At 68.3% G+C, this 12,768-nt stretch carries 12 protein-coding genes; 4 read left to right on the top strand and 8 right to left on the bottom strand.

Annotated elements, in window-relative coordinates:
- Positions 1-207: helix-turn-helix domain-containing protein (locus CBQ26_RS12825; RefSeq protein ID WP_143342099.1), on the top strand; the 207-nt coding region annotated here is incomplete at its 5' end.
- Positions 204-770 (top strand): IS630 family transposase, encoded by a 567-nt coding sequence (locus tag CBQ26_RS12830; protein ID WP_143342100.1) that lies wholly within the window; start codon positions 204-206, stop codon positions 768-770. The genes CBQ26_RS12825 and CBQ26_RS12830, both read left to right, overlap by 4 nt.
- 171 nt (positions 771-941) lie before the next feature.
- On the opposite strand, the gene CBQ26_RS12835 is transcribed toward CBQ26_RS12830, so the two are convergent.
- Both CBQ26_RS12835 and CBQ26_RS12840 read right to left on the bottom strand, forming a co-directional pair.
- Entirely contained in the window at positions 942-1,907 is a 966-nt protein-coding gene (locus tag CBQ26_RS12835; RefSeq protein WP_088249030.1) for a hypothetical protein, read from the bottom strand.
- Between the two features lie 69 nt (positions 1,908-1,976).
- Positions 1,977-4,241: a RelA/SpoT family protein gene (locus CBQ26_RS12840; RefSeq protein WP_172418092.1), complete on the bottom strand. Its 2,265-nt coding sequence runs from the start codon at positions 4,239-4,241 to the stop codon at positions 1,977-1,979.
- 473 nt (positions 4,242-4,714) lie between these two features.
- On the opposite strand from CBQ26_RS12840, the gene CBQ26_RS12845 reads away from it, so the two are divergent.
- Positions 4,715-5,686, top strand: a complete 972-nt coding sequence (locus CBQ26_RS12845; protein ID WP_229844043.1) for a DUF1152 domain-containing protein — start codon at positions 4,715-4,717, stop codon at positions 5,684-5,686.
- A 6-nt stretch (positions 5,687-5,692) separates the two neighbouring features.
- Here CBQ26_RS12845 and CBQ26_RS12850 read toward each other — a convergent pair whose 3' ends face one another.
- Complete coding sequence (locus tag CBQ26_RS12850; RefSeq protein WP_244898041.1) at positions 5,693-6,712, bottom strand: alpha/beta hydrolase; 1,020 nt, start codon at positions 6,710-6,712, stop codon at positions 5,693-5,695.
- A 38-nt stretch (positions 6,713-6,750) separates the two neighbouring features.
- On the opposite strand from CBQ26_RS12850, the gene CBQ26_RS12855 reads away from it, so the two are divergent.
- The gene (locus CBQ26_RS12855) at positions 6,751-7,287 is read left to right on the top strand and encodes a hypothetical protein (protein WP_088249032.1); all 537 of its coding nucleotides are present in this window, start codon (positions 6,751-6,753) and stop codon (positions 7,285-7,287) included.
- Between the two features lie 27 nt (positions 7,288-7,314).
- Here the strand turns inward: CBQ26_RS12855 and CBQ26_RS12860 are convergent, their stop codons facing one another.
- From CBQ26_RS12860 to CBQ26_RS12880, 5 genes are all read right to left on the bottom strand, one after another.
- The gene (locus tag CBQ26_RS12860) at positions 7,315-8,523 is read right to left on the bottom strand and encodes an acyl-CoA dehydrogenase family protein (RefSeq protein WP_088249033.1); all 1,209 of its coding nucleotides are present in this window, start codon (positions 8,521-8,523) and stop codon (positions 7,315-7,317) included.
- A gap of 103 nt (positions 8,524-8,626) precedes the next feature.
- A complete protein-coding gene (locus CBQ26_RS12865) occupies positions 8,627-10,297 on the bottom strand; it encodes an acyl-CoA carboxylase subunit beta (protein WP_088249034.1) in 1,671 nt (556 codons plus the stop codon).
- A gap of 102 nt (positions 10,298-10,399) precedes the next feature.
- On the bottom strand, positions 10,400-11,029 hold the full coding sequence (locus CBQ26_RS12870) for a CoA transferase subunit B (RefSeq protein WP_088249035.1): 630 nt from the start codon (positions 11,027-11,029) through the stop codon (positions 10,400-10,402).
- Between the two features lie 167 nt (positions 11,030-11,196).
- Positions 11,197-11,739: a hypothetical protein gene (locus CBQ26_RS21360; protein WP_143342101.1), complete on the bottom strand. Its 543-nt coding sequence runs from the start codon at positions 11,737-11,739 to the stop codon at positions 11,197-11,199.
- A 64-nt stretch (positions 11,740-11,803) separates the two neighbouring features.
- Positions 11,804-12,760 (bottom strand): ADP-ribose pyrophosphatase, encoded by a 957-nt coding sequence (locus CBQ26_RS12880; protein ID WP_088249037.1) that lies wholly within the window; start codon positions 12,758-12,760, stop codon positions 11,804-11,806.
- Between the last annotated feature and the right edge of the window lie 8 nt (positions 12,761-12,768).

The following is a 12,768-nucleotide window of genomic DNA, read 5'->3' on the forward strand; positions in this document are numbered from 1 at the left end:
GCCCGACTGCACGCTGACTTCGAGCAGGGCATCGTCTGGTCCGGTAAAGACGTTCAAGACTGGCTTCAGCAGCAGTACGGACTGTCCGTCCATCTCGGGCGCACCTATGAATTCCTACGGGCGGCGGGCTTCACGCCTCAACGGCCTCGACCCCGGCACGTTGGCGGCGATGAGGCCGCAAAGGAAGCGTTCAAAACAAAGTCCTGACCGAGACGCTCCGCCAGGCGGAGCGTCTCGTACCGCGTGTCTCGCTATGGTGCATGGACGAACATCGAATCGGGCTCAAACCGATCCGGCGTTCCATGTGGGCGCCGACGGGGCAGCCGTTGACCTGTCCAGTTCAGCCTGGATACGAGTGGTTGTATGTGTACGCGTTTGTCAATCCGGAGAGTGGCGAGAGCTTGTTCTGGTTGATCCCGGTGGTGAACAAGCAGGCGTATGCGGCCGTCATGGCGGCGTTTGCGCAGAAGGTCGGCGCGGGCGCCGACCATCGGGTGTTGGTCGTTCAGGATGGGGCTGGTTTCCATGTTGCACCGGATGACGGGCATCCTGAGGGGATTCAGACGGTGACATTGCCGCCGTACTCGCCGGAATTGCAGCCGGCGGAACGGCTCTGGGAGTTGACGGATGTGCCGATTGCGAATAGAGCGTTCAAGAGCATCAAGGAGGTGGAGGCAGCGCTCTCGGATCGCTGCGTCTGGTTGGAAGGTCAACCTGATCTGGTCACTCGTCACACGCTCTTTCACTGGTGGCCTCTGTTGGCTAATTAATCGGAGTCCGTATGATACGGATTCCGTTTGTTTCGCCAACAATCCGGAACTTCGCCGGATTGCCGGCTCCACGTCCGGAGGAACGTTTCTCTCCTGCTCTGCGGGGCAGCTCTCCGAGTCGCATCCGCTCGAATTGAACGGGCTTTGCAGCCCCTTCTATCAGAGTCCGTATCAGGTCAGTTCGAGCCGGAAGGCCTCGCTCAGGCCGGTGGTCGCGGCGTCGCGGGCTACCTGCGGCGCGTGGTTCAGGGCCAGCACGGCGCGGTAGGTGCGCTGCGCCAGTTCACGGTCGCCCAGCGCGTCCCGGACCTGCCCGAGTCGCGCCAGGACCAGTCCCGGCAGGCTGCGCGGCAGGTCGTCGGTCAGGGCGTGCGCGGCCTGTTCCAGCAGGGCCCGCGCGCCGGGCAGGTCACCCACGGCAAGGTGGATGCCGGCGGCGGCGGCGTCCAGTTCCGCGCGGGGGGTGACCGGGTCGCCCGCCTCACGGTGCAGCGCGGCGAGCAGGCCGTTCAGGTCGTCGGTGTCGTTCAGTTGCCACGCCCGGTCGGCCAGGGCGCGCAGGCGACCCGTCTCGCCCGGCTGGAAGGCGCTCAGGTCCGGCAGTTGCGCGTCCAGGCGGGTTAGCAGGTCCGGGAGGTCGTCGAGCGGCGCGAGCAGCACGCCGCTTCTGCCCTGCACCTGCGCGGCGAGGTCGTTCAGGCGGCGTTCGCGCCAGCGGGTGCCCGGTCCCTCGTCCAGCGCGGCCTGCACGGCCAGCGTCTGCTCCTGCACCCGCGCCAGGAACGCCGGGTCGAGCGCGCCCGTCAGGGTCAGCGGGGCGGTCACGAGGTCCGCCAGGGCCGCCCCGGCGCGGCCAGCGGCGCGCAGCCGCTCGCGGCCCTGCGGGAACTGGTTCAGGAATCCGGTCAGTTGCGCGTATTCGGCGTCCGCCCAGGTCCAGTCCGCGAGCGGCAGGTCCGTGATGCCCAGGCGCGCTGCGGGCAGCGCGTCCCGCAGCGGGTGGTCCGGGTCGGCGCTGCTGGCCCACAGGACGCCCGGCGCGCCCAGGTGCCGCAACGCCTCGACCAGCGTTCCGGCATTGAACTGCGGGTGCAGGCGCAGCAGGTCGCCCAGGTCGGGCAGCAGCGTCAGCGGCACGGACCCTCCGGCGGGGCGGCCCTCGGTACGTTGAATGGCATCCGCGTCAGTCTAGCGCGGGCGCGCCGGTCAGCTGCCGGCGCCGTTGCGTTTGCGGCCGCCGACGCGCACCACGTCGTCCACGCCGTCCACGGTCAGGATGGCGCGGCGGATGGCTTCCAGGTCGCTGTTGCCCAGCACCGGCAGGCGCAGGTGGATCACGGCGACCTCCTCCATGCCGACCACCGCCTCGACCTTGGTGGGGCTGCGTTTCTCGCGCGCCAGGACGCTCAGGACGTCGGCCAGCAGGCCCGCGCGGTCCGGGCCGATCACATCCATGTCCACCAGGGTCGTGCCGGGCGTCCCGGCGTCCCAGCTGGCCGCCACGCAACGTTCCGGCTCGTCCTTGAGCAGGCGGATCATGTTCGGGCAGTCGATGCGGTGCACGCTGACGCCACGCCCGCGCGTCAGGTACCCCATGACCTGATCGCCCCGGATGGGATTGCAACACTGACTGAGTTTGGTGTTCGTGGTGAAGCCCTCCACGTACACGCCGCCCGGTTCCGGCGCCTTCGGGACGGGCGCGCGGCGCGCCGGGGTGCTGGCCTGCTCCTGCGCCAGCCGGGGCGACAGCACCCGCCCGACCGCGCTGGGCGTGAGTTTCCCGGCATGCAGCGCGTGGTACAGGTCGTCCGGGTTACGGGTGCCGAGCAGTTTGCTGGTCGCGTCCTCCAGCAGCTTGGTCCGCATGAGCTGCCGCACGGCCAGCTGCCGCTTGCGCAGGTAGCGTTCCAGCAGGTCATGCCCGTGTTGCAGGGCCTCGTCCCGCTCCTGCTGCCGGAAGTGATGCCGGATCTTCGCGCGGGCGCTGCGGGTCACGGTGAAGTTCAGCCAGTCCTTGCTGGGGTGGCCGTTCTTGCTGGTCACGATCTCGACCATGTCGCCGTTCCCCAGCCGGTACGACAGCGGCACGATGCTGCCGTTCACGCGCGCCCCCACGGTCGTCTCGCCGATCCGGGTGTGAATGTGGTACGCGAAATCGACCGGGGTGCTGCCCGACGGCAGGCTGATCGCCAGTCCCTTGGGCGTGAACACCCGCACCCGCTGCGACAGGATGTCGGTCTTCACGGCGTCCATGTAGTCCGAGGCGTCGTTGATCTCGTTCTGCAACTCGCGCAGCTGCGAGATCCAGTTCTCGCGGTCCTTCTGCGCCAGCTGGTTACCCTGCTTGTACATCCAGTGGGCGGCCACGCCGTACTCCGCGACCTCATGCATGCGCCGCGAACGGATCTGCACCTCGATCGGCTGCCCGCTCTGGCTGATCACGGTCGTGTGCAGCGACTGGTACCCGTTCGGTTTGGGCACCGCGATGTAATCCTTGAACCGCCCCGGCAGCGGCGTCCACATGGAATGCACGATGCTGACCGTGTGGTAGCAGATGCGTTTCTCACGGGTCGCCTCGGCCCGCTCGCGGCGCACGTCATCCGTGCCGGGCGGCACGATCAGGTCGCGCGGGGTCAGCATCACCCGGATGGCCAGCAGGTCGAAAATCTGCTCCAGGGCCTTACCCTCCCGCTGCATCTTGTTATGGATGCTCCACAGGTGCTTGCTGCGTCCCGCGATGTCGATGTCCGCCACCCACTCGGGCAACTCCAGGTCGTCCTCGAGCGCCTCGCGCAGTTCCCGGACGGCGCGGGTGATCAGGGCGTCCCGCTCGTCCTGCCGGGTCCGCAGGCGCGACTGCAGGTACTCGTACTCGTCGGGTTGCAGGTACCGGAAACTCAGGTCCTCCAGCTCCCACTTGATCTGCCCGATCCCCAGCCGGTGCGCGAGCGGCGCGAAGATATCCATGGTCTCCCGCGCGATCCGCTTCTGCTTGTCGGGCCGCATGCTGCCCAGCGTCCGCATGTTGTGCAGCCGATCGGCGAGTTTCACCACGATAATACGGATATCGCCCGTCATGGCGATCAGCATCTGCCGCAGGTTCTCCGCCTGCACGTCCCGCCCCGCGTCACTGACCTCGGCCGTCTGCGACCCCTGCTTGGAGAGCTTGCTGACCTTCGTCTCACCCTCCACGATGCGGCGCACGTCCGGCCCGAACTCCCGCTCGATCAGCTCGAACGTCACGTACTCCACGTCCTCGACCGTATCGTGCAGCAGCCCCGCCATGATGCTGTCGGTATCCATGCCCAGCCGCGCCAGGATCACCGCCACCGCCACCGGATGCGTGATGTACGGCTCGCCACTCTTGCGGGTCACGCCGTCATGCGCGTCCCGCGCGAACACGAACGCCCGCTCGATGCCTTCCACTTCCGCCGGGGGCCGCGTCGTCACCAGTGCGCGCAGTTCACTCATGCCATGATCGCCGTCAGCCACGCCCCGCAGAATAGCGCCTGAGCTGCCGCGCACACCGCCCTGCCCTGCCGCACCCCACCAACGCATGAAAAACGCCCACCCGGAAACGGGTGAGCGGTCAAGTGTCCGTGAACAGGGAGCGGGAAACAGGAGGCCCCTAGCGGCGGTCACGCACGCGCACGGGGATCGGCACCGGCTGCGGTTGCGGGCTGCCTTTCAGCACCTCGCGGAGCCAGTCAACAAATTCACGCAGGCCCTTCATGCCTCCCAGTGTAATGACCCGAGCCTGACAGAGATGGCACGAAGCTTACGAAGGGTTCACACCCCGGACTCACACCCGCCGCGCCGTGCAGCACGCACTCCAGACAAACGTCCCGCCCCCAGCGACCGGGCACGGGCAACCCGGATCTGACAGACTCTGACAAGGAACTGGCCGCAGTCCACACCGTTCAGCAGGGATGCAGAATCACCGCGTGCGAGAATGGATGCAGATGAACGCCCTCCAGCCGCCCTTCTTCCAGGAACTTCAGGACTCGCGCCGCGTGCTGATCGCGGGCATGGGCGGCGGGTTCGACGTGTTCTGCGGCCTTCCGCTGTACTTCGCCCTGAAAGCCGAGGGGAAGGAGGTGTTCCTGGCGAACTATTCCTTCACCAGCCTGGGCCTCGGCCCGAACGGCCCGCTGCCGCACGCAGTGGTGCCGGTCACGCCGGACCTGAACGCGCAGCCCGGCGAGTACTTCCCGGAATACTGGCTGAGCCGCTGGCTGGTCACGCAGGGTGAACCGGGCACCGTGTACGCCCTGCGGAAGGTGGGCGTGAAGCCCCTGAAAAGCGCATACGAGGCGCTTGTCCGCCACTTGGACATCGACACGATCATGCTCGTGGACGGCGGCACCGATTCACTCATGCGCGGGGACGAATCCGGGCTGGGCACCCCGCACGAGGACGCCACCAGTCTCGTCGCCGTGAACGAGCTGCACGGCCCGAAGAAGCTGCTGGCCTGTCTGGGCTTCGGTGTGGACCACTTCCACGGCGTATCACACGCCGACTACCTGGAAGCCACCGCCAAACTAGCCCGGGGTGGCGCGTACCTGGGCGCGTTCAGCCTCACCCCCGACATGCCCCCCGTACAGAAGTACAAGGACGCCTGCGAAGCCGTGTTCCAGATGATGCCCCGCTACACCAGCATCGTGAACAGCAGCATCGTCAGTGCCATTGACGGCCAGTACGGTGATCATCACACCACCAGCCGCACGCACGGCAGCGAACTGTGGATCAACCCGCTGATGGGCCTGTACTGTACGTACCACCTGCCCGCCGTCGCCCGCCGCCTTCAGTACTACCAGCCCATGCTGGACACCGTCACGCTGAGCGACGTGGGGCTGGTTATAGAACGCCACCGGGACAGTGTGTCTATCCGGCCGCGGGTGGACATTCCAGTCTGACGCCCGTCACCCCAGCCCCAGCCCGCGCCGCAGGGCGTTCAGGGCGGAGGCCGTGAAGGTGCGCGCCACTGCAGAGTCCGGCACGAAGCGTTCGAAAGCGTGGTACGCGCCGGGCACCTCGACGTACTCGCAGGGCACGCCAACCACCTGAAGCCGCCGGGCGTAATCGCGGTCTTCCGGGCAGAACAGGTCGAGGGTGCCCACGCCGATCCACGCGGGCGGCAGGCCCGTCAGGTCGGCGCGGCGGGCAGGCGCAGCGTACTCGGGGGCACCGTCCATGCGCGGTGGGCGGCCCAGGTACGACGTCCAGCCGAGCACGTTCGACGCGGGCCGCCAGATGAACTCACCCCGCCCGGCGTGATCGGCGCTCAGGGCCGTGCGGTCGTCCAGCATGGGGTAGTACAGCAGCTGGAAGGCGGGCCTGACCTCGCCCCGGTCATGCGCGAGTTGCGCCAGCGCGGCGGCCAGTCCGCCCCCGGCACTGTCGCCGACGAGGGCGATGCGGGCCGGGTCGATGCCCAGGGCCTCTGCTTCCCGCGCCATCCAGATCAGCGCGGCGTAGCAGTCCTCCAGCGGGCCGGGGAACGACGTGCCCGGCGCGAGGCGGTACTCGACGCCCACGACCAGCACGCCCAGTTCCCGCGCGTACGCGGCACTCTGCGGGTGGTACGACGCGGCCGAGCCGGTCACGTACCCGCCCCCGTGAATGTTCAGGATCGCCGCCGCGTTCGCCGGGAGGTTCGGGGGCCTGTACACGAACACCGTCACCTCCGGCGCACCGGGGGAGCCGGGAATGCGCCGCTCCTCGACCTGCACCCCGTCCGGCAGCGCGGGAGCCTTCGCGCGGGCCTGCATCGCCCCCATGACCGCCACGACGCCCCGCGTGAACGGCGGCGAGCGGAAGCGCACGAAAGGAGAGCGCAACTCCGGATGCAGCCGGGCATACGAGGCGGCGCGTCTGGTCCAGAGGACCCACGCGCCCAGCGCCAGTGCCGCACCCACCCCCAACAGTCTTCCGGATTTCATGACTGATTGTCGCACCCGCCAGCCGGTACGCTGACGGCATGGCCCTGACCCTCACGCAACTCCGCCAGACGCTCGGCGACATGGACGCCCCGGAACTCCGCGACCTGATCGTCACCCTGTACCGCGCCAGCGCCGACAACAAACGCCAGCTGGCCGCGCTGCTGGAGGGCGACCACAGCGGCCTGCTGGACCGGCTGAAGACTGAGCTGGAGAAGGCCTTCCGCACGTCTGGTCGCCTTCCGACCATGAAGGTCGGCGGGGCGAAGAAGGCCCTGACCGCGTACCTGAAGGTCGCCGCGCCCGCCGACGCGCTCGACGCGGAACTGCGGTACGTAGAAGCGGGCGTGCTGTGCCTGCACGCGTACGGCGACTGGCCCGAAAACAACTACGGCAGCATGGAAGGCGTCTTCGAGTCGGCCCTGAAGCGCGCCGCGACCCTCGACCACAAGGACATTCCCTTCAAGCGACTGGAACGACTGGTGTCGAACGCTGGCGGGTTCGGGTACGGCTTCTCGGATCAGATCGCGTACCAGTACGACGAGTTCCTGGAGAAACTGGAGGAGCCGGAGGACTGACCCCCGGCCCCTCCCCTGCCCCCCGGTTCAGTCCGCGAAGCGTTTGAGGACGTCGCGGCTGATGACGAGGCGCTGCACTTCGTCGGTGCCCTCGCCGATGCGGGTGAGGCGGTTGTCGCGCCACATGCGTTCCACGGGGTACTCCTTGATGTAGCCGTACCCGCCGAGCATCTGGATGGCCTCGTCGCAGGCCTCGACGCCCACCGTGGTCGCGTACAGCTTGGCGCGGGCGACCGGGACGGTGAAGTTCATGCCCGCGTCCTTGAGGTCGGCGGCCTTGCGGATCAGCAGGCGCGCGGCTTCGAGTTTGGTGTCCATGTCGGCGAGGCGGAAGGCGAGGTTCTGGTTGTGCCCGATGGGTTTGCCGAACTGCTCGCGCTGGTTGACGTAGCGGGCGGCGTACTCGAACGCGGCGCGGCCCAGGCCGAGGCCCATGGCAGCGATGCCGACGCGGCCCCCGTCGAGCACTTTCATGACGTCCTTGAAGGCGTCCCCACGCTCGCCCAGCAGGGCGTCTGCGGGGAGGTGGATGTCCTCGAAGATCAGCTGTGCGGTGTCGCTGGAACGCAGGCCGAGTTTGTCTTCCTTGCGGCCAATTGAGAAGCCCTGCACCTCGTCGCGGTTGAACACGAACGCGCTGATGCCGTCATTCTTGCCCTTGCCGGGCCGGGCGGCGTCCGTGCGGGCCAGGACGACGTACGTGCCGCCGACGCTGCCCTGCGTGATGAAGTTCTTGCTGCCGTTCAGAATCCAGCTGCCGTCGGGCTGCTCTTTGGCGTTGCTCTGCATGCCGCCGCTGTCGCTGCCGCTGCCGGGCTCGGTGAGGCCCCACGCGCCCAGCTTCTCGGCGCCCGCCAGGGCCGGGAGGAATTTCTGCTTCTGCGCCTCGGTCCCGCCGATCAGGATGTGACCCTGGCACAGGCTGTTGTGACTGGCGACGGTCAGGCACAGACTGCCGTCCACCGCGGCGATCTCCTCGATGATCTGCGCGAACGTCGCCGTGTCCAGCGCCGTGCCGCCGTACTCCTCGGGCGTCTGCGCGCCCATGATGCCCATCTCGCCCAGTTCCCGCACGATCTGCATCGGGAACTCGCTCGTCTGGTCACGCTCGGCCGCGCCCGGCTCGACCTTGTTCTTCAGGAACGACTTCAGCGCGCTGATGATCGTACGCTGCTCATCGTTCATGGGCTGCGTGTTCGGGTTCATGGCATCGGGACGGTTCAGGGTACTGGTCATGGTGGGCTCCTTCGGAGGGGGTGATAGTTGAAAGTTGATGGGTGATAGTTGATGGAGGAAGGCGGGCGATCTTTCGACCATCAACCTTCAACCATCAACGGACCTACACCTGGAACACGCCGACGCGGAATTCGTCCTGGTGGGGGTTCTGCGCGCAGGCTTCGAGGGCGCGAATGAGGCGGTCGCGGGTGCTCTGGGGGGGGATGATCTCGTCGACCCACAGGCGGGCGGCGGCGTAGCGGGGGTCGAGTTCGGTGTCGTACTTGCTCTTGACCTCGTCGTAGAGGCGCTGGAGTTCCTCGTCGTCGGGCTGGTGGCCGCCCCGCTTGAGGGCGGCGAGCTGGATGTCCAGCAGGGTCTTGGCGGCGGCGTTGCCGCTCATGACGGCGTACTTGGCGCTGGGCCACGCGAACAGGAAGCGGGGGGCGTAGGCCTTGCCGTTCATGGCGTAGTTCCCAGCGCCGAAGGACCCGCCGGTGATGATGGTGATCTTGGGGACGACGGTGTTGGACACGGCGTTCACGAGTTTCGCGCCGCGCCGGATGATGCCTTCCTGTTCGCTGTCGCGGCCGACCATGAAGCCGGTCACGTCGCTCAGGAACACGAGGGGCACGCCCGCCTGGTTGGCGTCCATGATGAAGCGGGCGGCCTTGTCGGCGCTGTCGCCGTAGATGACGCCGCCGACCTCGATGCGGGTGCGCAGGCCGGGTTCGCCGCCGCTCTTGAGTTTCTTCTTGATGACCGTGCGCTGGTTGGCGACGAACGCGACCGGGTAGCCACCGGCGCGGGCGAAGCCACACACGAGGGTCTCGCCGTACTCGGGTTTGAACTCGTGGAACTCGCCGCCATCGACCAGGGCGGTGATGAGGTCGCGCACGTCGTAGGTCCGGCTGCCGTCGAAACCGACGAGGTCGGTGAGGTCGCGTTCCGGGGCGGGCAGCGTCTCCTTGCGGCGGCGGGCGAAGGGGGCGCTTTCGCCCTGCGCGTACAGGTCGGCCAGCGCGCGGATGCGCCTCAATGCGGCGGCGTCGTCGGGTTCCTTGTAGTCCACGGTCCCGGCGATGGAGGCGTGCATGCCCGCCCCGCCGAGGTCTTCCGAGTCCACGACCTGCCCGATGGCGGCCTTCACCAGCGCGGGTCCGGCGAGGTACAGCCCACTGCCCTCGGTCATGATCAGGGTGTCGCACATGACGGGCAGGTACGCGCCGCCCGCGACGCAGTTGCCCATGATCGCGGCGATCTGCGGGATGCCGCGCGCACTCATGCGGGCATTCAGGTAGAACACGCGGCCAAAGTCGTCCTGGTCGGGGAAGATCTCGTCCTGCATGGGCAGGTACACGCCCGCACTGTCCACGAGGTACACGACTGGCAGGTGGTTCTCCAGCGCGATGGTCTGCGCGCGGATGACCTTCTTGGCGGTGATCGGGAAGAACGCGCCGGCCTTCACGGTGGCGTCGTTGGCGATGATCATCCAGGGGCGGCCCTGAATCGTGCCGATGCCGGTGACGGTGCCCCCGGACGGGCAGCCGCCGACGTCCTGGTACATCTCCCAGCCGGCGAAGGTCATCAGCTCGTCGAACACGGTGCCATCGTCGAGCAGCTGGCGGATGCGTTCGCGGGCCGTCAGGCGGTTCTTGTCGTGCTGGCGCTGCTGGGCCCTGGCGCCGCCACCGGCGTGGACGGTCAGGCGGTCGGTGGCGAGGCGTTCCAGGGCGTCCTGCCACGCGCTACGGGTCGGGGGCGCCGGGGGGGCGCTGGTGTCTGGCTGGGTCATTGTTACCCACAGTCTAACAAACGGTCGTTAGGGTGTGGTGGGATTCACGACACACCCCCCGCATCCACCGGGACACGGGGGGCGCCAGGGGGCGGGGCCGGTTCAGGCGTGAACAGCCGCGCCGGTCTTCGCCTGCAACTCGTCCAGCGTCACGCCCGGCGCGAGTTCCACCAGCTTCAGGCCCTCCGGGGTGACATCCAGCACGCCCAGGTCGGTGATGATGCGGTTCACGACCGCCTGCCCGGTCAGCGGCAGGTCGCACTCGCGCAGGATCTTGTGCGCGTCGCCCTTCGCCACGTGCTCCATCAGGACCACCACGCGCTGCACGCCCGCCACGAGGTCCATCGCGCCGCCCATGCCCTTGACCATCTTGCCGGGAATCATCCAGTTCGCCAGGTCACCCCGCTCGCTGACCTGCATGGCACCCAGGATGGCGAGATTCACGTGCCCGCCCCGGATCATGGCGAAACTGTCCGCGCTGGAGAAGAAACTCGCGCCGGGCAGGGCCGTGACGGTCTGCTTCCCGGCGTTGATCAGGTCGGGGTCCACCTGCTCCTCGGTGGGAAACGGGCCGATGCCCAGCAGGCCGTTCTCGCTTTGCAGCATGACGCTGACGCCGTCGGGGATGTGGTTGGCGACCAGGGTGGGCAGGCCGATCCCCAGGTTCACGTAGTAGCCGTCCTGCAGTTCTCGGGCCGCGCGGGCGGCCATCTCGTCTCGGGTCCAGGGCATGGGTGACCTCCTTGAAGTCGGTGGGGGGTGGGATTGTGAAAGTCAGGGGCAGCTTGCGGCGCACCGGCCGGGCCTGTCAAGCGACCCGACCGGACGGATCGGACACCCGTATCATGCCCGGCGCCCGTCACAGGCGCGTTTCACCGTCAGGGCGAACGCGATGACGTTTACCGCAGCACCACGGATTTGAAGAACAGACCACAGCCGTCGACTCGACTGACCTGAATGAGGTTGGGTTGACGAAAAGTCGTTCCCTGCCCGAAAAACTCGATTTCCCCGCACCCTGGACGTGCCCGGATCGGAATCCGGGTGGTCCGTCGGGTCAGGGTGGTCTTGTGAATCCGGTAGACCCGCGCCTCGTCCAGTGGCTCTGCGTCGTTGTCGGGGGCAAACAGGTATTCATCCTGCGTGGCCCCAATGAGGTTGGCGCTGGTGCGCCAGATCAGCCCGACCTTTGGTTTGAAGTACAGGATGGTGGCGTCCTCGATGGCGTTTCCCACATGGTGTTCGACGATCACCAGACCGGTCGCTCTCTCCTGTGAGACCAGTTCGCAGGTATATGGTTCGCCTCCTGTAGGCACGCTGGTCTTTTCGAAAATCACATGACTGGCGGTGATGGTGACACCGAACGCACAGCGGCCCTGCTCTGGTGCCGCCGCGACGCTCCACCCGCCGAATAACAGGCCCATCCAGCAGAGGCGGCGGCGCATGTGAACAGCCTACTGCACCGCTGGAAGATCTGCTCCCGCTCTGCCCAGGGCCGCCTGCGGGGCATCAGCCGGCGGTGTCGGATGCCCCTCTTCCCTCCTCCGTCAGGCGGGTCAGGATGACGTGGTGATCCTCGAAGAAGGCGTGTGGGCGGGCCAGTGCGGCGGCCAGCGGGACGGGCCGCGTGCCGGGCGGCGGGGCGGTGACGCGGACGACGTGCGCGGTGGTGGGCCAGACCGGCGAGCGGGCCGGGTGCGCGAACACGGCGGCCTGGGCGGGGAGGTCGCCGGGCGGGAGGGGGGTGGCGGGCAGCGCCCACAGGCCGCGTCCGATGGGACCGGCGCGGCGCGTGAGCCAGACCGCGTGCGGGTCGGTGTGCAGGTCCAGCCGTTCGTGCTGGGGCGTGGGCGTGCCGTTCAGGGTGGCGCGGGTGGCCTGCACGGCGTGGTACTCGGCGCTCAGGCGGGCGGCGGTGCGGGTGCGCAGGAAGCCGCGCAGGAAGGCCTGCACGGCGGGCGGGACCTGCGGGGGGACCTCTCCCCTGCCGAGCAGCGCGGCGCGCAGGTCCGTGGCGTTCAGCAGGCCTGTTCCGCCGGCGGTCTGGGCGGGGACGGGGTCGGTCTGCCACTGCGGGAACCAGCGCAGGTAGCTGCTGCTGGCGTCCTTCTCGAAGCCGGTCAGGACGACCGGGCGCGGCCCGAGGCGGTCCAGGGCGGCGGTCACGGCGGCCTGCACCTGCGCGGCCCAGCGCGCGGCGTCGAATTCGTCGGGCAGGGGGCGCACGCTCAGGCGGCGGGGATCGTGCCCGGACTCGCGCAGGGCGGCGCGGATCAGGTGGGCGCGTTCCGGGGCGGTCCAGGGGTTGTGGGCCGAGCGGGCGAGGTTGGCGCTGCCGGTCAGGACCAGCAGGTGCGCGTGCCGGTCCAGTGCGGTCTGGATGGTGTGCAGGTGCGCGTCGTGCGGCGGCTGGAAGCGCCCGATGTACACGGCGAGCGCGCCGGGTGGGCGGGCAGCGGGCGGCACGGCTGTCC

The organism is Deinococcus indicus, from assembly GCF_002198095.1.
Classification (GTDB): Bacteria; Deinococcota; Deinococci; order Deinococcales; family Deinococcaceae; genus Deinococcus; species Deinococcus caeni.

What these genes read in the sequence shown, in the direction of transcription:
- CBQ26_RS12840 (WP_172418092.1), bottom strand. Translation starts at nt 4,241, where the DNA reads ATGAGTGAACTGCGCGCACTGGTGACGACGCGGCCCCCGGCGGAAGTG.
- CBQ26_RS12850 (WP_244898041.1), bottom strand. Translation starts at nt 6,712, where the DNA reads ATGAAATCCGGAAGACTGTTGGGGGTGGGTGCGGCACTGGCGCTGGGC.
- CBQ26_RS12855 (WP_088249032.1), top strand. Translation starts at nt 6,751, where the DNA reads ATGGCCCTGACCCTCACGCAACTCCGCCAGACGCTCGGCGACATGGAC.
- CBQ26_RS12860 (WP_088249033.1), bottom strand. Translation starts at nt 8,523, where the DNA reads ATGACCAGTACCCTGAACCGTCCCGATGCCATGAACCCGAACACGCAG.
- CBQ26_RS12865 (WP_088249034.1), bottom strand. Translation starts at nt 10,297, where the DNA reads ATGACCCAGCCAGACACCAGCGCCCCCCCGGCGCCCCCGACCCGTAGC.
- CBQ26_RS12870 (WP_088249035.1), bottom strand. Translation starts at nt 11,029, where the DNA reads ATGCCCTGGACCCGAGACGAGATGGCCGCCCGCGCGGCCCGAGAACTG.
- CBQ26_RS21360 (WP_143342101.1), bottom strand. Translation starts at nt 11,739, where the DNA reads ATGCGCCGCCGCCTCTGCTGGATGGGCCTGTTATTCGGCGGGTGGAGC.